Origin of the sequence: Citrobacter sp. Cu231, from assembly GCF_030332265.1 — a bacterium.
Lineage (GTDB): Bacteria > Pseudomonadota > Gammaproteobacteria > Enterobacterales > Enterobacteriaceae > Citrobacter > Citrobacter meridianamericanus.
In genome coordinates this window covers 251,002-272,033 of the sequence record NZ_JAOWIE010000029.1, presented here as the reverse complement: position 1 = coordinate 272,033, position 21,032 = coordinate 251,002, and the positions used below count along the sequence as shown (strand labels likewise).

The window sequence follows — 21,032 nt, the reverse complement described above, 5'->3', positions numbered from 1 at the left end:
TTATCGTTTCATTATTGCCGGGGGCAAGATTGCAGCACAGCGGCAACGGGGTGTAAACCGGAACTTTCCGCTGCTCACTTTCTTCCTTTACTTGCATCCGGCAACTAACTTTGGATAATGCCCGTTTTCAGTACTCAAACACAGCAGACTAAACTTTTATGAAGAACGACGTCATTTCACCGGAATTTGATGAAAACGGCCGCCCTCTGCGCCGGATTCGTAGTTTTGTTCGTCGCCAGGGGCGACTGACCAAAGGGCAGGAACACGCGCTGGAAAACTACTGGCCGGTGATGGGCGTTGAGTTCAGCGAAGAGCCCGTGGATTTCGCTGAACTGTTTGGTCGTGATGCGCCAGTCACTCTTGAAATTGGTTTTGGTATGGGGGCTTCGCTGGTGGCGATGGCGAAAGCGCGTCCGGAGCAAAATTTCCTCGGTATTGAGGTTCACTCCCCGGGTGTTGGCGCGTGTCTGGCTTCAGCGCATGAAGAGGGCGTCGAAAACCTGCGCGTCATGTGCCATGATGCCGTTGAAGTCCTGCATAAAATGATTCCTGACAATTCTTTATCTATGGTTCAGCTGTTTTTCCCTGACCCGTGGCATAAAGCACGTCATAATAAACGCCGTATCGTTCAGGTACCGTTTGCTGAGCACATCTTAAGCAAGCTGAAGCTGGGCGGCGTATTCCACATGGCAACCGACTGGGAAGCTTATGCGGAACACATGCTGGAAGTGATGTCCTCCATTGACGGGTATAAAAACCAGTCAGAGAGTAACGATTATGTACCGCGCCCACAATCGCGCCCGGTAACCAAATTTGAACAACGTGGTCATCGTCTTGGCCACGGCGTATGGGACTTAATGTTCGAGAGGGTGAAATAATGGCAAAGAACCGTAGCCGTCGTCTGCGTAAAAAGATGCACATCGACGAATTCCAGGAAGTAGGATTTTCGGTTGCATGGCGTTTCCCGGAAGGTACATCTGGAGAGCAGGTCGATCAAATCGTTGATGACTTTATCAATGAAGTTATTGAACCGAACAAGCTGGCTTTTGATGGCAGCGGCTATCTGGCCTGGGAAGGTTTGATCTGTCTGCAGGAAATCGGCAAATGCACCGAAGAACATCAGGCAATCGTGCGTAAGTGGCTGGAAGAGCACAAGCTCGAAGAAGTGCGTACCAGCGAACTTTTCGATATTTGGTGGGACTAAGTAGCACAGGGTCGGCAAATGCCGGCCCGATTTGTCTTGAGGGAAAGATATGATGCGCAAAACGCTGCTGGCGGCAGTTCTGACGTTTACGGCGATGGCCGCACATGCAGATTATAAGTGCAGCGTCACCCCGCGTGACGATGTGATTTTGAGCCCACAAACGGTTCAGGTGAAGGGAGAGAACGGCGACCTGGTGATTACTCAGGCCGGAGATATCACCTTCAATGGTAAACAGTACACCCTGAGCGCCGCACAGCGTGAGCAGGCCAAAGATTATCAGGCGGCGTTGCGTAGCAGCCTGCCGTGGATTGACGACGGTGCCAGAGAGCGTGTTGAGAAAGGTCGCGTAGCGCTGGATAAAATCATTGCCAAAGAAGTCGGTGAAAGCAGCAATATGCGCGGGCGTTTAACCAAGCTCGATGCGCAACTGAAAGAGCAGATGAACCGGATCATTGAGCATCGTACTGACGGTCTGACCTTCCATTATAAGGCGATTGACCAGGTTCGCGCGGACGGACAGCAACTGGTGAATCAGGCGATGGGCGGTATTTTGCAGGACAGTATCAACGAAATGGGTGCCAAAGCCGTGCTGAAAGGCGGCGGTAATCCGCTGCAGGGCGTACTCGGAAGCCTCGGTGGTTTGCAGACTTCAATTCAAAATGAATGGAAGAATCAGGAACAAGACTTCCAGCAATTTGGCAAAGATGTTTGTGCCCGCGTCGTGACGCTGGAAAACGATCGTAAAACGCTGGTTAGCACTCTGAAATAATCTTCACCTCTTTTTAACGGCACAGAAACATTCTGTGCCGTTTTATTTTGTATATTTCTGTTTTTTTGATATCCATCTCTAAGAATGACAATTTGATGGAGATATAAATCTGGTTAATTGGATGGCGTCACATTATTCATCTGTGAGATAGACATAATGCTGCAAATTCAAGTAACTGGAGAAATAACATGGAGTTTTTCAAGAGAACGGCACTTGCCGCACTGGTTATGGGTTTCAGCGGCGCGGCGCTTGCACTGCCAAATATCACTATTTTAGCGACCGGTGGGACGATTGCCGGCGGTGGTGATTCCGCGACAAAATCTAACTACACTGCAGGCAAGGTCGGCGTAGAAAATCTGGTTGAAGCCGTACCTCAGTTGAAAGATATCGCCGTGGTTAAAGGCGAGCAGGTGGTGAACATCGGCTCCCAGGATATGAATGACGACGTCTGGTTAACGCTGGCGAAAAAGATTAATACCGAGTGTGATAAAACAGACGGCTTCGTGGTAACACATGGTACGGATACCATGGAAGAAACCGCCTATTTCCTCGATCTGACTGTCAAATGCAACAAGCCTGTGGTGCTGGTAGGTGCTATGCGTCCGTCTACGGGTATGAGCGCTGATGGCCCGTTCAACTTATATAACGCCGTGGTAACCGCCGCAGATAAAGCCTCTGCCAACCGCGGTGTGCTCGTGGTGATGAACGACACCGTTATGGATGGTCGCGACGTGACCAAAACCAACACTACGGATGTCGCTACCTTCAAATCCGTTAACTATGGTCCTTTGGGCTATATCCATAACGGTAAAATCGACTACCAGCGTACGCCTGCGCGTAAGCACACCACATCCACGCCGTTCGATGTTTCTAAGCTGACCGAGCTGCCGAAAGTTGGGATTGTTTATAACTACGCTAACGCCTCCGACCTGCCAGCCAAAGCATTGGTGGACGCGGGGTACGCCGGGATCGTCAGTGCGGGTGTAGGTAACGGTAACCTGTATAAAACCATTTTCGATACGCTGGCAACTGCCGCGCATAAAGGTACCGTTGTGGTGCGTTCATCCCGTGTACCAACGGGCGCTACCACCCAGGATGCTGAAGTTGATGATGCGAAGTACGGCTTTGTGGCTTCAGGCTCGCTGAATCCGCAAAAAGCCCGCGTGCTGCTGCAGCTGGCGCTGACGCAGACCAAGGATCCTAAGCAGATCCAGGAAATGTTTAATCAGTACTAATTGCATAAAAAATGCCCCAACCGTAACGTTGGGGCATTCTCCAGAGATAGCTTGTCTCTGTAACTCTTCGTATTTACATCAACCCCAGCATCTGTGGAATAAACAGAGAGATCTGTGGAATGTATATGATCATCATAAGTGCGACCAGCAATGCGGCGTAAAATGGCAGCAGGGGTTTGATCAATTGCTGAATCTTCACGCCTGAGATTGAACAACCCACAAACAATGCACTTCCTACAGGTGGTGTCAGCAAACCAATACACAGGTTGGCGACCATCATGATGCCGAAATGTACCGGATCCATACCCAGCTCTTGAGCGATTGGCAAGAAAATGGGGGTAAAGATCAGTACTGCCGGGGTCATATCCATAAAGATCCCAACAACCAGCAATACAATATTGATTAATAGTAGAATAATCAGTGGATTATCGGAAATACCCATTAATGTATCACTGATCATATAAGGAATATCGGCATTGGTCATTGCCCAGGACATGCCGACAGAGAAGCCGATCAGTAACAGTACAATAGAGGTCATCACGACTGATTCCAGGATCAGTTTTGGTAAATCACGCCATTTAACTTCCCGATAAATCAGCACCGAGAGAATGAAGGTGTAGATGACAGCAATCGCTGAGGCTTCTGTTGCGGTAAAGATCCCACCCAAAATACCGCCCATCACAATAATGACCAGTAACAGACTCGGTAGCGCATCCAGAAGCGCTTTTACTGCCTGTGCGCAGGTTGGTCTTTCCGACAAGGGATAACCACGGCGTTTGGCGATAATCGCGCATACCACCATGATAGAAAGCCCCATCAGGATCCCAGGTAAATAACCCGCCATAAACAACGAGGCAACCGAAACACCGCCGGCAGTGAGAGAAAACACAATTAACACATTTGATGGTGGGATTAACAGCCCGGTAATACAGGAGGAAACGTTAACGGCTGTAGAGAAGGTTGGATCGTATCCTTGCTTTGTCTGAATAGGATTAAGTGTACCGCCAACGGCGGCAGCAGCGGCAACGGCAGAGCCGGAAATCGAACCAAACATCATGTTTGCCAGCACGTTGACATGACCAAGTGAACCAGGAACTCGTCCAACCATCACCTGCGCCAGGTTAATTAGCCGGATGGCGATCCCACCGCTGTTCATCAGCGTACCCGCGAAGATGAAAAATGGGATAGCCAGTAGGGCAAAATTATCTAATCCATTTGCCAGGCGCTGAGAGACGGTGATAACGGCAACATCCCAGGGAAACATCAGCAGCATGGAGGCCACGGTGGCAATGCCAATAGAGAAAGAGATAGGTACGCCAATAAATACCAGAGCAAAGAAGCAGCCGAATAGGGTAAGTGCGATATAACCGTCCATCAAATTGCTCCCAGAGAAGATTTTTTCAATTGCTGAACATTTTGGTGAATAAACCACAGGGCGTAGAACATCATGACTGCGCCGCTTAGCGGCAGGATGATATACACATAGCCCATCGGTATTTGCATGGCCGCAGAAACTTGTGCCGTTGCCAGTGTTTTATTAATCAGCTTGATACCGCCAGTGACGATGACTGAGCCAGCAAAGCCGAAAATCAGCAGATTAATGAATATGCTCAACAAAGCCTGTTTACGTTTATTGATCGACATGGCCAGTAGATCGATGGACAGGTGGCGTTGGGCACCTACGGTATAGGCTGCACCTAATAATCCGACCCAGATCATTAAGAAGCGCGCCAGTTCGTCAGTTAAGGTACTGGGCTGATTGAGTACGTAGCGGCTAAAAACCTGCCAGACTACGCAGACAACCAGCGCAATCATTACGGTGACCGAAAATGTAGCAATGACGCGGTCTACCGCAAGTTTAAGGCGGTTAAATATCATCATTAGGATCCTGGTGAAACGGGGCCAGTTACTGGCCCTTAAGGTTATTGTGCAGCGTCTTCAAACTTCGCCAGCAGGGCGGCTTGTTTTGGGTCTTTTTTGAAATCATCAAACAGTGGCTGAACGGCAGCACGGAAAGGGGCTTTTTCTACTTTCACGATTTCGCCACCCATGGCTTTTGCCTGAGCACGGGTATCGGCATCGATTTTATCCCACAATTTTTGTTGATAAGCTTCGGAGTTTTTAGCAGCCTGGGCGAGTATTTGTTGTTGCTCTGGCGTCAATTTGTTCCATGTTTTGGTCGAGATAACCAGAAAATCTGGAATAGAGGCATGCTCGTCTTCGGAGAACACCTTGGCAATTTCAATATGGCGGGTTTGTACCCATGACGGGACGTTGTTCTCCGCGCCATCCACTACGCCTTGCTGCATCGCTGTATAAACTTCGCCAAAGGAAATTGGCGTAGGTGATCCCCCCATCAACTCAATCATTTTAATGGTTGTTGGGCTGGGCTGAACACGGACTTTTAGACCTTTTAGATCGTCTGGCTTGGTAATTGGCTGTTTAGCATAAAAACTACGCGTACCGGCAACATAGGCAGACAAAGCAAAGAATCCTTTCTCTTTAGTGGATTCCATAATTTCTTTACCAACCTCACCAAATACAACCTTGTTGAAATGATTTTGATCTTTAAATAAGAAAGGTAAATTATAAATAGCGTAAATATTATCAAAAGACTCTAAATCACTGGCAGAACCTTTGGTCATATCCAGCGCACCATTTTGCAATAGCTCCATTGTTTCACGAGCATTACCCATTTGGCTGCTGGGATAAATTCGCACAGTCATTTTGCCGTCGGACAGTTGTTTCACCTCTTTGGCCATCTCTTCAAAGGCCTGGTGGACAACATGGCTTCGTTCCAGGTTGTGTGCCAGTTTAAGGGTAACTTTCTCAGCAGCATTTACGCCAGCGCTAAGCAACGTCAGTAAGGACGCACAGACCAACGAGCGGGAAAAGGTTCTGATTTTCATAAGTAAGCTCCGTGCTTTAAGGTACAGTAATTGGTTGACATCTCATAATGTCCAAACTGTTTCTGTATGATAAGTCTTCATAGTTGTCAGACATCTATTCGCTATCTTAATCAGATACCTTTCACATGGCAGTAGTTTGATCTTATTTTGTGCGCTGTGTTCAATATATTTACTTTTGAGTGGGGGGGTATTTGAACAACATAAAATAATTAATGCAGGTATTGTTCAGAAATAACTTCTGATATATTCGGTTTTACCGAGTTTATGGTTTTATAGGGCGAAATAAATATGCGCCCGCAGGCGCATCGGTGATTATTCTGCGAGGAACAATTCAAGGAGGGAGTTCAAAAACAGCTTACCGTGTTGGGTAATCTGCCAGTATTCATCGCATTCACTCAGGTAGCCCAGGGCGATAGCTTCATCGATCTGTTGACGAATAACGTCTTCGGTAAGCCCGGTATATTGCGTGAACTCCGCGCGAGGCGCGGCCTCAAGCAACCGGAAACGGTTCATAAAGAACTCGAATGGTTTATCGGCCTCGGCGACATCACGCTGACTTTCCAGATAACGCCCCTGCATGTACCCGCGCGGATGCCGCGTTTTAGTGGTGCGCAGAATGCGACCGTCAGGGAACGTGACTTTGCCATGGGCGCCACAGCCAATGCCAAGATAGTCGCCAAAACGCCAGTAATTAAGATTGTGCTGACACTGATAACCCGGCTTCGCATAGGCTGAGGTTTCGTACTGCTGATACCCGGCGGCGGTCAGCAACTGGTGGCCTTGCTCAAAAATATCCCACAGCGCGTCGTCGTCCGGTAATACTGGCGGTCGGGACCCGAACAGCGTGTTGGGTTCGATGGTCAACTGATACCAGGAAAGATGCGGCGGATTGAGCGCGATGGCCTGCTGCAAATCACCCAGCGCCTCTTCCAGCGTCTGATCCGGTAAACCATGCATCAGGTCGAGGTTAAAGCTGCGTAGTCCCAGACCACTCGCCAGGTGCGCTGCGCGTTTGGCTTCTTCCGGCCCGTGAATACGTCCCAGACGTTCGAGCTTGGTGGAGCTAAAGCTCTGTACGCCAATCGAGATACGATTTACGCCAGCGCGTTGATAATCAACAAAGCGAGCGGCTTCCACCGTCCCGGGATTCGCCTCCATGGTGATTTCTGCATCTGCGGCCAGATTCAGCCGTGCGCGCACGCCGTCGAGCAGCGTTTGCATTGCCGGGCCAGAAAGCAGGCTCGGCGTACCACCACCGATAAAAATCGTCTTTACTTCACGTCCCTGGGCGTGGGCCACCTCAGAATCGAGATCGCTCAGCAGGTGCTGAACATAGTCGTCATGAGGAACCTCGCCCTTGAGCGCATGCGAGTTAAAGTCGCAATACGGGCATTTCTGCACGCACCACGGGATGTGAATATAAAGACTTAGCGGCGGAAGCTTAACCATTACGCAGGGCATCCAGCAGCAGCTTCAGCGCCTGCCCGCGGTGAGAAATCGCACTTTTTTCTTCGCGGGTTAGCTCTGCAGCTGTTTTTCCTTCGGACGGCACAAAAAAGATTGGGTCGTAACCAAAACCACCGTTTCCGGCCGGTTCACGGGTAATCACGCCCGGCCAGCTTCCGTGGCACACTAAAGGCGTGGGATCGTCCGCATGGCGCATATACACTAGCACGCAGTGGAATTGCGCCTGACGCTGGTCATCCGGGACATCCCGCAGGGTGTGCAGCAGTTTTTCCAGGTTCTGTCTGTCAGTCGCATCCTCACCGGAATAGCGGGCCGAATAGATGCCAGGCGCGCCGCCAAGGGCATTAACCGCCAGGCCGGAGTCATCAGCAATGGCTGGCAAACCTGTAATTTGTGCGGCATGACGCGCCTTCAGAATGGCGTTCTCAATAAACGTCAGCCCGGTCTCTTCTGCAGAATCAACACTCAGATCCGTTTGGGCAACAACATCAAGACCGAAATCACTCAGAAGAGAGGCGAGTTCACGCACTTTACCGGCATTGCCGGTCGCAAGGACAACTTTTTGCATGGGATACCTAATCAGTTAGTGCCGCAATTTCGGGCGGGATTTGTTGCGGATGAATAATTTTAACCTGTTTATGGCGGCCAAGCTCGCCCTTCTCAATGACGACCTGGCTTTTCGCTACACGGAACTGTTTGCCGAGAAACTTCACCAGATGACTGTTGGCTTGTCCATCAACCGGTGGGGCGGTAATGGCGACTTTTAGCTCGTCGCCATGTAAACCCACAATACTGTCACGGCTGGCTTTCGGCTGAATGTAGAGCCGTAAAACCAGACCGTCATCGCAGGGTGTTACGGCACTCATAGCGCCATCCACAGCCCCGGCAGCAGTATGTTGCCTGTCGCTTGTAATACTTCCGCGATCCCCATGTTGATGACATAGAGCAGCAGAACCAGGATCATCGGAGAGAAATCGATCCCGCCCATACCTGGAAGGATACGACGAATAGGACGCAACAGTGGATCCGCCAGTTGAATCAGCACGTACTCCACCGGGCTGCGACCCTGGCTGACCCAGCTCATAATCGCCATCACCAGCAGCACCCAGAAAATCAGCAGCCCAATGGTCTTCAGGACAATGAGTACGGCGGCGATCCAGATGATCGGCTGGAACGTGACCACCTTAAACAGCACGATGGCTTTGATAAAGCTGAGAACGAGTGCAACCAATGCTGATGCGCTGTCAATTGGCCCCATCGGCGGAATAATACGGCGTAACGGGCCGATAATGGGCTGAGTGATTTTCACAATAAACTGCGAGAACGGGTTATAGAAATCGCAGCGAGACCATTGCATCCACACGCGCAGCAGAAGCGCCATGGTATACAGCTCAATTACCGTTGAGAGCAGGAAGGTCAACGTATTCATGGTGTTCCTTAGTTTTCCTTATTTTTTAGTGTAATCACGAGCACCAAAAATGGCAGTGCCGATGCGCACCATTGTGCTACCCGCCGCGATAGCGGCATCCATATCATCAGACATCCCCAGTGAGAGCGTATCGATATTTGGGTAGCGTGTTTTCAACCCGGCAAATGCTACCGCCATTTGCTGTGCAACTTCAAACTGCCTTACATAATCTGACTCTGGCGCCGGAATAGCCATCAAACCTCGCAGGGTAATGCGCGGCAGCGCGGCGACTTCAGCGGCCAGGGCATCAAGCTCTGCCAACGGAATCCCCGACTTACTGTTCTCATCGCTGATATTAATCTGGATCAGCACATTCAGCGGCGGCAGGCCTTCTGGGCGCTGTTCGCTCAGGCGGGCAGCGATGCGCAGACGATCAATCGTATGGCACCAGTCAAAATGTTCAGCGACCAGACGACTTTTGTTGGACTGCAGCGGGCCGATAAAGTGCCACTGCAGATCGTTGACGCCTTTTTCCTGGAAGTAGCGGATTTTATCCACCCCTTCCTGAACATAGTTTTCACCAAAGGCACGCTGCCCCGCGGTAATGGCTTCTTCGATGGCGCTCGCAGGTTTGGTTTTGCTGACTGCAAGCAACATAACTTCTTCTGAAGACCGCCCGCAACGCGTCGCGGCGGCTGAGATTTTGTCCCGGACATGTGCCAGGTTATGCGCGATATCGTTCATTTTCCGAGGATGTTCATATGAATATGGAAGAAATAGTGGCCCTTAGTGTAAAGCATAACGTGTCGGATCTACACCTGTGCAATGCATGGCCTGCGCGTTGGCGCAGGCGTGGAAAAGTCGAAAGTGCGCCATTTACCGCGCCTGACGTAGAGAATCTGCTGATGTGCTGGCTCAGTGAGCAACAACAGGTACAGTTGCAGGAGCAGGGGCAGATTGATTTTGCCGTTACTCTGACAGACTCCCGGCGGCTGCGCGTCAGCGCATTTGCCCATCAACAGGGAACGTCGCTGGCGTTAAGACTGCTACCGCTGGATTGTCCTCATTTAGACGATCTCCAGACCCCCACGGTCATACCTGAACTGCTGCACAGTGAAAATGGATTAATTCTGGTGACGGGCGCCACCGGCAGCGGTAAATCTACGACCCTGGCGGCGATGGTGGAGTATCTTAATCAGCATAGTGAGGGACACATTCTGACGCTGGAAGATCCTATTGAATATCGCTACACCAGTCGACGTTGTCTGATTCAACAGCGGGAGGTGGGCGTACACTGCACCTCTTTTGCCGCCGGTTTGCGCGGTGCGTTACGCGAAGATCCTGACGTCATTTTGCTGGGCGAGCTGCGCGACGTGGAAACCATTCGGCTGGCATTAACGGCGGCGGAGACCGGACATCTGGTGCTGGCAACGTTACATACGCGCGGGGCGGTGCAGGCTATCGCACGGCTGGTGGATTCCTTTGCAGCAACAGAGAAAGATCCGGTGCGTAACCAGCTGGCAGACAGCCTAAAGGCGGTTCTTTCGCAAAAGCTGGAGGAGGATAAGCAGGGGGGACGCGTGGCGCTATTCGAGCTGCTCGTCAACACGCCCGCCGTGGGCAATTTGATCCGCGAAGGGAAAACACATCAGCTACCCAGCGTGATTCAAACCGGGCAGCAGACAGGTATGCAGTCGTTTGCACAAAGTAAGCAGCAGCGGCAGGCGCTGGGGCGGCTTTAGTAGCCCTGCTCGAAATAGCTTTCCAGGATAATAACGGCAGAAGCGGAGTCCACTTTGCCTTTATTCAATGCCCGATAACCGCCTTGCTCAAACAGGCCTGAGCGGGCCTCGACGGTGCTCAAACGTTCATCGTGCAGCGTTACGGTTACGCCAAAGCGACCATGAATGCGGTTAGCGAATTTACGCGCGCGCGCGGTAAGGGGCTGTTCGGTGCCATCCATGTTGAGCGGCAGGCCGACAATGATTTCATCCGGTTGCCACTCTTTCAGCAGGCGTTCAATCAAATTCCAGTCTGGCGTACCGTCCTGTGCTTTGATGGCGGGCAATGGCCTGGCCGTACCGGTAATACGCTGACCCACCGCGACGCCGATGCTTTTTGTACCAAAATCAAAAGAGAGTAATGTTCCGCTCATCATGCGTGTCCCGCCACGCCGGGCATGGTCTGAATATCTATCCCGATAAGTTTGGCTGCGTCGCGCCAGCGGTCTGCAATCGGCGTTTTAAACAGAATGTTGAGGTCGGCGGGGGCGGTGAGCCAGGCGTTATCCAGTAACTCTTGTTCCAGCTGGCCCTTTTCCCATGATGAATAGCCTAATGCCACCAGCACTTCGGACGGTTGCTCCTGCGTGCCCAGCGTTTCTAATACATCGCGGGAAGTCGTAATGATGGTGTTATCAGAGATGCGAATACTGGACGCAAAGCGCGACGGTGGGGTATGAAGAATAAATCCACGATCTTCTGCCAGCGGGCCGCCGAGCATCACGGGCTTATCCAGACGAATGGCCGGATCGCGTTCTTCTGGAGTAATCTTCAGCTTTTCCAGAATCCCTTCAATTTGTAAGTTTTCCAGAGGCTTATTGACGATAATCCCCATTGCACCGTTCTCATTGTGTTCGCAGATATACACCACGGAACGGCGGAAAATTGGATCCTGGAGAGCAGGCATGGCAATTAGAAAGTGATGCTGTAAATTCATTGTCAGAGGTTCTGTTTCCTGGTTCAAAAAAGCAACAGCGCCCAGTATGCGTACAAACAGGAGCGCTGTCACTATGAGTATTGGTAGGGTCCCTTCTACCGGCGAATTTTTTTATTTTTGCAGACGAGCTTCAATAGCGTCCATCAGCATACCGGTAATCGAAACCGGGAACTCCGCTTCAATCTCGCGAATACAGGTTGGGCTGGTGACGTTAATTTCCGTCAGACGATCGCCAATGATATCCAGACCGACAAAAATCAAACCTTTCGCTTTCAGCGTTGGCCCAATGCGACGGGCGATTTCCCAGTCACTGTCGGTTAAGGGACGCGGCTCGCCACGACCACCTGCAGCCAGGTTGCCCCGGGTTTCTCCACCCTGTGGAATACGCGCCAGGCAATATGGAACAGGTTCGCCATCGACCACCAGGACGCGTTTATCGCCATCTTTAATGGCCGGCAGATAGTTCTGCGCCATGCAGTAGCGGGTACCGTGCTCAGTCAGCGTTTCCGCAATAACGCCAAGGTTCGGATCGCCTTCCTTCACGCGGAAAATAGAGGCCCCGCCCATGCCGTCCAGCGGCTTAAGTATGATGTCGCTGTGTTTTTGCCAGAAGGCTTTCAACTGCGCTTTATTACGCGTGACCAGTGTTTCCGGCGTCAGGTCGGCAAACCATGCTGTGAACAACTTTTCGTTGCAATCGCGCAGGCTCTGCGGCTTGTTGACGATCAGTGTTCCTTTCTCTTCTGCACGTTCCAGAATATAGGTTGCGTAGATGAACTCGGTATCAAACGGCGGATCCTTACGCATCAGAATAACGTCCAGGTCTGCCAACGGGAGATCCTGCTCGCTTTTGAACTCATACCATTTGTCGTAGTTCTGCTCTACGCTCAGGGTACGCGTATGGGCGCGGGCCTCACCGTTAATCAGATAAAGATCGGCCATCTCCATATAATGAATTTCGTAACCGCGACGTTGTGCTTCCAGCAGCATAGCGAAGCTGGAATCTTTCTTGATGTTGATGCTTGCGATGGGATCCATCACGATGCCGAGCTTGATCATTGTTTTTCTCCGTTAGCCCAGATCGCCAAAACGCACCTGTAGCGCGGTAATGGCGGTGAGCGCAGTTGTCTCAGTACGCAGAACGCGAGGTCCTAACAGAATATCAGTAAACTGATACCGTGCGGTCATGGCAATTTCATCTGCCGACAACCCACCTTCCGGGCCAATCAGCAAGCGGATGCGCTCTACCGGGAGCGGCAGCGTGTTGATGCTGGCGCTGGCGCGAGGATGTAGATTGAGTTTCAGTCCTGCGTCCTGTTCTGCGCACCATGCTTCCAGATCCATTGCCGGGCGAATTTCAGGCACCCGATTACGACCGCACTGTTCGCAGGCGGCAATGGCGATTTTTTGCCACTGCTGGAGCTTCTTGTTCAGGCGTTCAGTGTCCAGTTTAACGCCGCAACGCTCAGAAAAAAGTGGCGTAATGAGGCTTACACCCAGTTCGATCGATTTCTGGATAGTAAATTCCATTTTTTCACCGCGCGACATCACCTGACCCAGGTGGATATGCAACGGTGATTCCCGATCGTCGAGTTCTGCGTTAAGCACCTTCACCTCCACGCTTTTTTTACTGGCGTGGGTAATTTCGGCGTCGAATACCTGATTGCTGCCATCAAACAGCTGTAGCGGCTGGCCTGGCCCCATACGTAGTACGCGGCCGATATGGTTGGCAGCATCTTCACACAGTGAAATTTGGCTACCGGAAGTGAGTGGCTCTGGGTGATAAATGCGAGGAATGCGCATAGTTAAACATCCGCGTCATGGCCCTGGGCTGCAACAAGCCAGGGCATGGTTAAAAATATTGCCGCTAGTGTAGGTTAGCTCTTTTGCGCCTGGCAAGCGCGTTGCACATAGGGGTTATGATTCCCCTGTACCTTCGCGATGCGTTCGTCGCGCTCACACTCCCAGTCGGTGACCGGATACTGCTTATTCCAGGCGTTAAAAAGCTGGGTTTGCTGGCGGGAGAGCGTCAGGTTGTATTGGTCGCGCATATAAAAATAGGTACGCGCGATGGCGCCACGGGCGCGGGCAGGCGGTTCGGCAACTTTCTCTTTGAAATCAACCTTCATCGCGCACTGCCCATACTGGCCTTCGCCACCGTTCCACTGGCTGTACATAAAGTTTGCGCGATCGCCATTCACTTCACCTACCGCAGGCTGCAGGTTATGCATATCGCTTTCCATTTTGCGATAGACCGGATCTTTAGCGCAGTTTTTACGTCCTCCGTCCTGCCAGCACTGACGCTGATGACCAAACTGCCAGGCGGGGACAACGTGTTCCCATTCAATTCGACTGGCGCGGTTTTCGTTTTTTCGCACTTTATAGCCGCAGGATTCGAGGTCAACGACCCCTTTTTTGCCTTGCCAGTTAATTTTACAGCCACAATAGAAATCGCCAGGCGCATCGGCGTTAACTTTGACGCCCGCCGCTTTTGCCTGAGAAAAGCTGTTGATACCTTCGGCTAAAACCGGGCCTGAAAACGCAGCGGCTAACAGGGCGGCTGCAAAAGAAAGATTACGGTACATCGCGAACTCCGTGTCAAAACGAGCCCGCAACGTAGCGAAAGTCATTCCTGTATGCAATCAGTTAGATCAGAAAAGTTCCTGATAATTCTGAAGATTATTCTGCAACCAGCGGTTCGCCGCAGTGAACGCAGCGGTAGGTGGCTTCACCGCGTACCACGCGGTTGTGGCGGCGGATGGTCAGTTGGTGTTCCTGACACTTACAGCGGTAAGTATAGGTCTTACGCTGCACGGATTGCAGTTCGAACTGATGCGTACGCCGGGCAGGTACGCCCAGTACGCTCTCCATCATCCATTTCCACTCTTTCCCGTGCGGCGGCACGCGGCCAAAATACTTCCACACCAGTAAATGCGCCAGTTCATGGGGCACCACTTCGTTAACGAACGCATCAACGTTCTCCATCAGCAGGACGGGATTCAGACGAATTTCGTAGGTTTGTAGCCACGCGGTGCCCGCAGCGGTTCCGCGCTGTTGGTAAACCAGCTTTGGCTCCGGGTAATTGCGTTCGAGCTTGAGATTGGCCTGAGCGAGTTTTTCCCGCAGGCTGCGCATAACGGCTTGCTGGATGGCGATAGGGAGACGGGAGGTTTTCATAACGCCAGAGGATAGTGCGACAGGGAAGGGACTGCAAGAGGAAGGCTTCCCCCCGTGGGGAGGAAGCCTTAGTTATTAGTCGTGTGCGCCAATTTCGCGCAGTTTACGGCCTTTCATCAGGTTACGTTCAATGTGTTCCAGAGAGACATTTTTCGTTTCAGGGATCAGCCACAGAGTCAGGAAGATGAACAGGACGTTCAGACCACCGTAGACCCAGAAAGTGTTGGCACTGCCCAGCGAGTTCAGCATCGTCAGGAAGGTTGCACCGACGATCATATTGGCAATCCAGTTGGTTGCAGTAGAGCAGGTGATACCGAAATCGCGGCCTTTCAGCGGTTGGATTTCAGAGCACAGCACCCAAATCAGCGGACCGGCGCTCATGGCAAAGCCAACGATAAACATCAGCAGCATCAGTACAGCGAGGTATTGTGCGGCCGCCGAGTGAATGCCCACGTGCATCATTGTACCCAGCACGCCCATACCGACGGCCATGACGATAAAGCCGAGGATCAGTGTTGGTTTACGGCCCCAGCGGTCAACCAGGCCAATGGCGATAAAGGTGGCCAGCACGTTGGTCAGACCGACAATAACCGTCCCCCACATCTGCTCGGTGGTGTTGGTGTAACCCGCCAGTTCAAAGATTTTTGGCGCGTAATACATAATGACGTTCATCCCGGTGAACTGCTGCATCACCTGCAACAGAACGCCAAGGAATACCGCGCGGCGGAAGTTGCTGTTTTCTTTAAACAGCGCCCAACCGCTCTGCTTCACCTGCAGGCTTTCACGAATTTCATCCAGCTCGCGTTTGGCTTCTGCGCTGGTATCACGCAGACGCAATAGAACACGTTCAGCATCAACAAAACGACGTTTAGCCGCAAACCAGCGTGGACTGTCTGGCAGGAAGATGACGCCAATTAGCAGCAGCAGGGCAGGGATGATGATTACGCCCAGCATCCAGCGCCATGCGCCGCTGTAGCTAAACGCCGTATCGGAAAGATACGCACCTAAAATACCGATGGTGATCATCAACTGATACATAGAGATCATGCTGCCGCGAATTTTTTCCGGGGCGATTTCAGACAGGTACAACGGCGCGGTATAAGACGCAACGCCTACCGCAAGGCCGAGCAGCACGCGGGAAACCAGCAGTACTTCAACGTTTGGCGCTGCGGCGGAGAACAGTGAACCGGCAACAAACAGAATTGCGCCGATCATCAGGCTCTTTTTGCGCCCCAGTTTGAAGGAGAGCCAACCGCTGCCGACGGCACCCACAGCAGCACCGAACATCATAGAACTCACCACCCATTCCTGAGTGTGTGGGGTAATTTGGAACTCGTCGGTGATGAATGGCAAAGCTCCAGCAATAACACCGATATCCAGGCCAAAAAGTAATCCAGCCAGGGCTGCAAGAAAGCAGACAAAAAATGTCATGGCTTTGTTGGAACGCCCCGTTTTTTTATTGTCAGGCATGATGCCCTCCGGTTGGGTAGCTAGTTTTGTTGATGTTAAGGGTAGGTGAGTACGGAGTAAAAAAATGCGAATCACATCACATTAGTGTAATCGGTTACACTAATATTTATATGGGTTATTGTTTATGTATATGAAAAATAACGATATTTATTTTGCCGAAATAAAGTTAATTGCCTGAATTTAAGACAATGCTGAATTGTAATGTAACGACGATGCAATCATAGTCACAAGGAGATGTTTATTCAGTTTGGATTGAAATTATGCGGTATGTAATCGCTTTCATTTGTTGTTTAAAACAAGGGAACTTAGCATTGTTCTGGCGATGGGGTATGGAAAAGAAAAGGACATAAAAAAGACCAGCGCGAGGCTGGTCTTCATAAGCGTTGAACTGTGGGGAAATTACTTCAGACCAGCAGCTTCACGCAGCAACTGCGCCTTGTCGGTTTTTTCCCATGGGAAATGCTCGCGACCAAAGTGGCCGTAAGCGGCAGTTTCTTTGTAAATCGGGTGCAGCAGATCCAGCATCTGAATCAGGCCATACGGACGCAGGTCGAAGAACTCGCGAACCAGCAGGGTCAGTTGCTCAGAAGGCACTTTTTCAGTACCGAACGTTTCTACCATGATCGAAGTCGGTTCAGCCACGCCGATTGCGTAAGAAACTTGAATCTCGCAGCGGTCAGCCAGACCTGCGGCGACAATGTTTTTCGCGACGTAACGGGCTGCATAGGCTGCGGAACGGTCAACTTTAGACGGATCCTTACCAGAGAATGCGCCGCCGCCATGGCGCGCCATGCCGCCGTAGGTATCAACGATGATTTTACGACCTGTCAGGCCACAGTCGCCCATTGGACCGCCGATAACGAAACGACCAGTTGGGTTGATGAAGAACTTGGTCGATGCGGTCAGCCATTCAGTCGGCAGTACCGGCTTGATGATCTCTTCCATAACGGCTTCTTGCAGCGATTTCTGATCGATGTCTTCAGAGTGCTGAGTCGACAGAACAACCGCATCAATACCGACGATTTTGCCATCGTCATACTGGAAGGTAACCTGACTTTTTGCATCCGGACGCAGCCAGGATAAGGTGCCGTTTTTACGCACTTCAGCCTGACGCTGCACCAGACGGTGAGCATAGGTAATCGGGGCTGGCATCAGTACATCGGTTTCATTGGTTGCATAACCAAACATCAGACCCTGGTCGCCTGCACCCTGCTCCAGCGGATCGGCACGGTCAACACCCTGGTTGATGTCCGGAGACTGTTTACCAATCGCGCTCAGTACCGCACAAGAGTTGGCGTCAAAGCCCATGTCGGAATGCACATAGCCAATTTCGCGAACCGTGTTACGGGTGATCTCTTCGATATCAACCCATGCGCTGGTGGTGATCTCACCGCCAACTAAAACCATACCGGTTTTGACGTAGGTTTCGCAGGCAACGCGTGCTTTCGGATCCTGCTCGAGGATTGCGTCCAGCACGGCATCAGAGATTTGGTCAGCGATTTTGTCAGGATGCCCTTCTGATACGGACTCGGACGTAAAAAGGTGTTTTGCCATATTTAATTTCACCTAAGGAGAATTTGGTTAGCTCAAACTGTCGAGTGGAATAGCCATGTGTAGAAGATTCTACCATGAGTCTGCAGATGACGGACACTGGCAGTCTGAGTGTTAATCGGTATAGATGGATTAACATCTGGACGGCTATTTTAGGACAGTTCTTCGTCTAATTTCCAGCTTTTTTTGATTGAGGTCGCATTGTACTGAAAATGTAACTGGAAATTTTTCCTGACGGTGCTGGCAATGTGCGTATTTATCTTTTGCTTTTTATGTTCCATATCGGTATAAAACGCGGCGCGCGGCTCATATCCGTCATACTTCAAGTTGCATGTGCGTTGGCTTCCTCGCTCGCCCCAGTCACTTACTCATGTAAGCTCCGGGAACTCCCTGCGTTGCCGCCTTCCCACAACTCGAATTATTTAGGATAGACAAAAGCACACGACGTTTTCATCGTGTTGCCACTTCCAGCCGGGTTAAGACGTTAGCTTTGGCTTGTGGGTTCGTTCCGTCAGGAGCAACCGTGGAGGTGATACGAGATAATGAACCGTTGTATTCTGCTGAATCTGTCGCACCGTTCTGGTGTACATATGTTCCCCGCAATCTGCATCTCTGCTTTGCATACCTGTCGATGTTATATACACAAAATCATTCATGTTGCGTCGAGGCGGCAAGTGAATGAGTCCCCTGAACGTACGAGTAGTACGTGACTGGGGCGAATGAGCGTAGCCAACAAAGAGGCTGCATGAAGGATGAAGTGTATACCCATCTCGGCGTATCTCAGGACTCAAGAGCCGGCTACGGTCACTAAGAACTGAACAAGGGCGCTCTTGGTAAACAAGAGTTTTCTCGTGGTTTCGCCGAACCGTCAGCATTAAGTTCGGTTACGTGTTTACATTGATATGAAAAAGAAACCGGTCGCACAGTCGGAGCGTCAGCACTATCTGCTGCAAATTCTGCCTGTATTTGGGTTGTTATCGCGTCTATGGATTGCGATAGTAGTCAACTGTTTTACACTTGTTAATAAAATTTGAGGTTCGCTATGTCTGACGACATTTCTTTGGGTTCGCCTTCGTCAGCAGGCGAACACGGTGTACTACGCTCCATGCAGGAGGTTGCAATGAGTTCCGAGGAAGCCAGCAAGATGCTGCGTACTTACAATATTGCCTGGTGGGGTAATAACTACTATGACGTCAATGAGCTGGGCCACATCAGCGTGTGCCCGGATCCGGACGTACCAGAAGCGCGCGTTGACCTTGCTGAGTTGGTGAAAGCCCGTGAAGCGCAGGGGCAGCGTCTGCCTGCATTATTCTGCTTCCCGCAGATCCTGCAACACCGTCTGCGTTCGATTAACGCGGCGTTTAAACGCGCCCGTGAATCTTATGGCTACAACGGCGACTATTTTCTCGTTTACCCGATCAAGGTCAACCAGCACCGTCGCGTGATTGAATCGCTGATCCACTCCGGTGAACCGCTGGGGCTGGAGGCTGGTTCCAAAGCTGAACTGATGGCCGTTCTGGCCCATGCCGGAATGACCCGTAGCGTGATCGTGTGTAACGGTTATAAAGACCGCGAATACATCCGTCTGGCGTTGATTGGCGAGAAGATGGGCCATAAGGTCTATCTGGTCATCGAGAAGATGTCTGAAATCGCTATCGTGCTGGATGAAGCTGAACGTCTGAATGTGGTTCCGCGTCTGGGCGTGCGTGCGCGTCTGGCGTCGCAGGGATCCGGCAAGTGGCAGTCCTCTGGCGGCGAAAAATCAAAATTCGGCCTAGCGGCAAACCAGGTGCTGCAGTTGGTGGAAATTCTGCGCGAGCGCGGTCGTCTGGACAGCATTCAGTTGCTACACTTCCACCTCGGCTCCCAGATGGCGAACATTCGTGATATCGCCACCGGCGTACGTGAATCAGCGCGTTTCTACGTTGAGCTGCACAAGCTGGGCGTGAATATCCAGTGCTTCGACGTGGGCGGTGGTCTGGGCGTGGATTACGAAGGTACTCGTTCGCAGTCTGACTGCTCCGTAAACTACGGTCTGAACGAATACGCGAACAATATCATTTGGGCCATTGGCGATGCCTGTGAAGAGCATGGTCTGCCGCATCCGACGGTCATCACCGAGTCTGGTCGTGCGGTTACCGCGCACCATACCGTGCTGGTGTCTAACATTATCGGCGTCGAGCGTAGCGAACATACCGAAGCCACGCCGCCGGCTGACGATGCGCCGCGTGCCCTGCAAAGCATGTGGGAAACCTGGCAAGAGATGCATGAGCCGGGGACTCGCCGTTCGCTACGCGAATGGCTACACGACAGCCAGATGGATCTGCATGATATTCACGTGGGCTACTCTTCTGGCACTTTCAGCTTGCAGGAGCGTGCGTGGGCAGAGCAGCTGTATCTGAACATGTGCCATGACGTGCAGAAACAGCTCGACCCGAGCAACCGCGCGCATCGTCCGATTATCGACGAGCTGCAGGAGCGTATGGCGGATAAGATTTACGTCAACTTTTCTCTGTTCCAGTCGATGCCGGATGCATGGGGGATCGATCAGCTGTTCCCAGTACTGCCGCTCGAAGGACTGAATCAGGTGCCAGAGCGCCGTGCGGTGCTATTGGATATTACTTGTGACTCCGACGGCGCTATCGACCACTACGTCGATGGTGACGGTATTGCCACGACCATGCCGATGCCGGAATACGACCCGGAAAATCCGCCGATGCTGGGCTTCTTTATGGTGGGTGCGTACCAGGAGATCCTCGGCAACATGCACAACCTGTTCGGTGATACCGAAGCGGTTGACGTGTTCGTCTTCCCTGACGGTAGCGTGGAAGTTGAGCTTTCTGATGAAGGCGATACCGTGGCAGATATGTTGCAATACGTGCAGCTGGATCCGAACACCCTGCTGACGCAGTTCCGTGACCAGGTGAAAAACACCGATCTGGACGCTGAGCTGCAACAGCAGTTCCTCGAAGAGTTTGAAGCCGGTCTGTACGGTTATACTTATCTGGAAGATGAGTAACGATAAATGTCAGGTGGCGCTGCGCTTACCGTTCCTACGAAAGTAGGCCGGATAAGGCGAAGCCGCCATCCGGCAGTCGGAATCCGCGGGGGCAGCATTTGTGGC

At 51.6% G+C, this 21,032-nt stretch carries 23 protein-coding genes and 1 pseudogene; 8 read left to right on the top strand and 16 right to left on the bottom strand.

From position 1 onward, the window contains the following. Positions 1–158: 158 nt before the first annotated feature. The 4 genes from trmB (at position 159) to ansB (ending at position 3,208) form a co-directional block, all read left to right on the top strand. Complete coding sequence (gene trmB / locus OGY15_RS04340) at positions 159–878, top strand: tRNA (guanosine(46)-N7)-methyltransferase TrmB (protein ID WP_151218360.1); 720 nt, start codon at positions 159–161, stop codon at positions 876–878. Continuing rightward, entirely contained in the window at positions 878–1,204 is a 327-nt protein-coding gene (locus OGY15_RS04335; RefSeq protein ID WP_016154406.1) for a YggL family protein, read from the top strand. The genes trmB and OGY15_RS04335 overlap by 1 nt, the downstream gene beginning before the upstream one ends. Positions 1,205–1,253: 49 nt before the next feature. Further along, the gene (locus OGY15_RS04330; RefSeq protein ID WP_187253189.1) at positions 1,254–1,973 is read left to right on the top strand and encodes a YggN family protein; all 720 of its coding nucleotides are present in this window, start codon (positions 1,254–1,256) and stop codon (positions 1,971–1,973) included. 188 nt (positions 1,974–2,161) lie between these two features. Beyond that, entirely contained in the window at positions 2,162–3,208 is a 1,047-nt protein-coding gene (gene ansB / locus OGY15_RS04325; RefSeq protein WP_101742768.1) for an L-asparaginase 2, read from the top strand. A 73-nt stretch (positions 3,209–3,281) separates the two neighbouring features. Here ansB and OGY15_RS04320 read toward each other — a convergent pair whose 3' ends face one another. The 8 genes from OGY15_RS04320 to OGY15_RS04285 all read right to left on the bottom strand — a co-directional run bounded on the left by OGY15_RS04320 (position 3,282) and on the right by OGY15_RS04285 (position 9,736). Then, positions 3,282–4,583, bottom strand: coding sequence for a TRAP transporter large permease (locus OGY15_RS04320; RefSeq protein ID WP_151218359.1), 1,302 nt, complete (start codon positions 4,581–4,583; stop codon positions 3,282–3,284). Next, positions 4,583–5,086 (bottom strand): TRAP transporter small permease, encoded by a 504-nt coding sequence (locus tag OGY15_RS04315; RefSeq protein ID WP_151218399.1) that lies wholly within the window; start codon positions 5,084–5,086, stop codon positions 4,583–4,585. Before OGY15_RS04315 ends, OGY15_RS04320 begins: the two co-directional genes overlap by 1 nt. A gap of 44 nt (positions 5,087–5,130) precedes the next feature. After that, positions 5,131–6,117, bottom strand: coding sequence for a TRAP transporter substrate-binding protein (locus OGY15_RS04310; RefSeq protein WP_151218358.1), 987 nt, complete (start codon positions 6,115–6,117; stop codon positions 5,131–5,133). Between the two features lie 312 nt (positions 6,118–6,429). Continuing rightward, positions 6,430–7,566, bottom strand: a complete 1,137-nt coding sequence (gene hemW / locus OGY15_RS04305) for a radical SAM family heme chaperone HemW (protein WP_151224320.1) — start codon at positions 7,564–7,566, stop codon at positions 6,430–6,432. Beyond that, on the bottom strand, positions 7,559–8,152 hold the full coding sequence (locus tag OGY15_RS04300; protein ID WP_286538463.1) for an XTP/dITP diphosphatase: 594 nt from the start codon (positions 8,150–8,152) through the stop codon (positions 7,559–7,561). Before OGY15_RS04300 ends, hemW begins: the two co-directional genes overlap by 8 nt. A 7-nt stretch (positions 8,153–8,159) precedes the next feature. Continuing rightward, positions 8,160–8,450, bottom strand: coding sequence for a DUF167 family protein YggU (gene yggU / locus OGY15_RS04295; RefSeq protein WP_005123286.1), 291 nt, complete (start codon positions 8,448–8,450; stop codon positions 8,160–8,162). Further along, entirely contained in the window at positions 8,447–9,013 is a 567-nt protein-coding gene (locus tag OGY15_RS04290; RefSeq protein ID WP_003027097.1) for a YggT family protein, read from the bottom strand. Before OGY15_RS04290 ends, yggU begins: the two co-directional genes overlap by 4 nt. A gap of 18 nt (positions 9,014–9,031) precedes the next feature. Continuing rightward, on the bottom strand, positions 9,032–9,736 hold the full coding sequence (locus OGY15_RS04285) for a YggS family pyridoxal phosphate-dependent enzyme (protein WP_151218355.1): 705 nt from the start codon (positions 9,734–9,736) through the stop codon (positions 9,032–9,034). A 17-nt stretch (positions 9,737–9,753) separates the two neighbouring features. Here OGY15_RS04285 and OGY15_RS04280 point away from each other — a divergent pair, with 17 nt between their 5' ends. After that, positions 9,754–10,734, top strand: coding sequence for a type IV pilus twitching motility protein PilT (locus OGY15_RS04280; RefSeq protein ID WP_151218354.1), 981 nt, complete (start codon positions 9,754–9,756; stop codon positions 10,732–10,734). On the opposite strand, the gene ruvX is transcribed toward OGY15_RS04280, so the two are convergent. The 8 genes from ruvX to metK form a co-directional block, all read right to left on the bottom strand. Continuing rightward, complete coding sequence (gene ruvX / locus OGY15_RS04275) at positions 10,731–11,147, bottom strand: Holliday junction resolvase RuvX (protein ID WP_006686843.1); 417 nt, start codon at positions 11,145–11,147, stop codon at positions 10,731–10,733. The two genes, OGY15_RS04280 and ruvX, sit on opposite strands and share 4 nt — an antisense overlap. Beyond that, a complete protein-coding gene (locus tag OGY15_RS04270) occupies positions 11,147–11,710 on the bottom strand; it encodes a YqgE/AlgH family protein (RefSeq protein WP_003027086.1) in 564 nt (187 codons plus the stop codon). Before OGY15_RS04270 ends, ruvX begins: the two co-directional genes overlap by 1 nt. A 111-nt stretch (positions 11,711–11,821) precedes the next feature. Next, on the bottom strand, positions 11,822–12,769 hold the full coding sequence (gshB, locus tag OGY15_RS04265; RefSeq protein WP_003027083.1) for a glutathione synthase: 948 nt from the start codon (positions 12,767–12,769) through the stop codon (positions 11,822–11,824). 12 nt (positions 12,770–12,781) lie between these two features. Then, positions 12,782–13,513 (bottom strand): 16S rRNA (uracil(1498)-N(3))-methyltransferase, encoded by a 732-nt coding sequence (rsmE, locus tag OGY15_RS04260; protein ID WP_210905352.1) that lies wholly within the window; start codon positions 13,511–13,513, stop codon positions 12,782–12,784. A 74-nt stretch (positions 13,514–13,587) separates the two neighbouring features. Beyond that, a complete protein-coding gene (gene endA, locus OGY15_RS04255) occupies positions 13,588–14,295 on the bottom strand; it encodes a deoxyribonuclease I (protein ID WP_151218353.1) in 708 nt (235 codons plus the stop codon). A 94-nt stretch (positions 14,296–14,389) separates the two neighbouring features. Next, positions 14,390–14,887, bottom strand: a complete 498-nt coding sequence (locus tag OGY15_RS04250) for a SprT family zinc-dependent metalloprotease (RefSeq protein WP_151218352.1) — start codon at positions 14,885–14,887, stop codon at positions 14,390–14,392. A 75-nt stretch (positions 14,888–14,962) separates the two neighbouring features. Continuing rightward, positions 14,963–16,357 (bottom strand): galactose/proton symporter, encoded by a 1,395-nt coding sequence (galP, locus tag OGY15_RS04245; RefSeq protein WP_151218351.1) that lies wholly within the window; start codon positions 16,355–16,357, stop codon positions 14,963–14,965. Positions 16,358–16,756: 399 nt separating this feature from the next. Then, positions 16,757–17,911, bottom strand: a complete 1,155-nt coding sequence (metK, locus tag OGY15_RS04240) for a methionine adenosyltransferase (protein ID WP_151218350.1) — start codon at positions 17,909–17,911, stop codon at positions 16,757–16,759. 539 nt (positions 17,912–18,450) lie between these two features. Here metK and yqgG point away from each other — a divergent pair. The 3 genes and pseudogenes from yqgG to speA form a co-directional block, all read left to right on the top strand. Continuing rightward, positions 18,451–18,552, top strand: a pseudogene (gene yqgG, locus OGY15_RS04235) (small protein YqgG); the annotation flags it as partial. 258 nt (positions 18,553–18,810) lie between these two features. Beyond that, a complete protein-coding gene (gene yqgB, locus OGY15_RS04230; protein WP_151218349.1) occupies positions 18,811–18,942 on the top strand; it encodes an acid stress response protein YqgB in 132 nt (43 codons plus the stop codon). An 8-nt stretch (positions 18,943–18,950) separates the two neighbouring features. After that, a complete protein-coding gene (speA, locus tag OGY15_RS04225; protein ID WP_187253183.1) occupies positions 18,951–20,927 on the top strand; it encodes a biosynthetic arginine decarboxylase in 1,977 nt (658 codons plus the stop codon). Positions 20,928–21,032: the final 105 nt, after the last annotated feature.